Origin of the sequence: Campylobacter sp. 2018MI13, assembly GCF_018501135.1 — a bacterium.
Classification (GTDB): Bacteria; Campylobacterota; Campylobacteria; order Campylobacterales; family Campylobacteraceae; genus Campylobacter_E.
In genome coordinates, this window is the sequence record NZ_JAHCZC010000181.1 from 1 (window position 1) to 574 (window position 574).

Here is a 574-nt window from a genome sequence, read left to right on the forward strand (position 1 = left end):
AATTTGTCGCCTATACCGGGCTTACGGAAGCGGTTATTCGTCAGCCAATCGACGAGGCTATTGCCCAGGGCTACCTGACCGAATGCGAGCAATACTGGCAGATTACCCGGCACGGTAAACTGTTTTTAAACTCTCTTCGTGAGTTGTTTCTCGCTGAGTAACCAGGAATATGCCTGTCGCGCCAGCGGGTACAATTCCTGATGGCGCGACGCTTACCGCCCTGTGGCGGTTAATTTGCCGCCGGCAAGCGTATTATTTAATACCGCCTTTACGACGCAAATCGTCGGTATCTTGTTTCCAGCGCTCGTATCCGTCATTAATATCCATGATCTTCATGCGGATATCACTCTGTTGCATCTGAAGTTTCTGTACCGCTATATTCAGCGGATATTGTCCTTTCTCTAACGTTATCCAGTCATTCTGCGCTATTCGACGCAGCTCTTCTGATTTCAAAAATACCTGCCGCCGATGCTCGTGTATGTCTAAATCTCTTTTCTGCTGAATAGCCGCTTCATTGCACGGCTCACTCTGCTTACGGCACGCATCTAATGCCGGTTGATAGACCTCTTTTTCG

The 574-nt window shown here is 48.8% G+C and carries 1 protein-coding gene; it reads right to left on the minus strand.

Annotated elements, in window-relative coordinates; all coding sequences use genetic code 11:
- Positions 1-252: 252 nt before the first annotated feature.
- Positions 253-574: DUF1202 family protein (locus KJQ99_RS09540; protein WP_214150690.1), on the minus strand; the 322-nt coding region annotated here is incomplete at its 5' end.